General features: G+C 40.1%; 1 protein-coding gene. It reads left to right on the forward strand.

The genetic code is table 11. The annotated features are described in order from the left end of the window. Positions 1-494, forward strand: a 494-nt coding sequence (locus QWT87_RS21115; protein ID WP_302718722.1) for a tyrosine-type recombinase/integrase, incomplete at both ends; no start/stop codon positions are given.

Below are 494 nucleotides of genomic sequence, written 5' to 3' on the forward strand. Positions count from 1 at the left end.
AGTACCTTTCAAAATTACTCCAGACACGTCGCTGCGGTGTCGCTACATTTCGGAAAAATTCCTACAGAATTGGATCCCGAGCAAATTCACGATTACCTTTTTTACCTTCAGAAAAAATCAAAATCACCTTCACAGTCGTATTTTAAACACACCGTTTACGGACTTCGATTTCTGCTTAAATCGGAAGGTTTGAGCTATGATTATTTGAGTCTTCCGGAAATTAAAAGAGAGAAAAAACTGCCTGTAGTGCTTAGTAAACAGGAGGTTTGGCAGATGTTGTCCGGCTGTAAACTTTTAAAACATAAAATTTTGATCGGCATTCTTTACGGCTGCGGATTGCGCTGTATGGAAGTTCGAAATCTCCGTTTGTGCGACTTAGATTTTGGTCGAAAACAACTCAAAGTGGTTCAGGGAAAAGGCAAAAAAGACCGCTATTTACCACTTTCCGAACATCTGATTCGTGGGCTCAAAAAGTATATCGAAGCGGAAAAACC

Origin of the sequence: Chryseobacterium urinae (genome assembly GCF_030518295.1) — a bacterium.
Classification (GTDB): domain Bacteria; phylum Bacteroidota; class Bacteroidia; order Flavobacteriales; family Weeksellaceae; genus Chryseobacterium; species Chryseobacterium mucoviscidosis.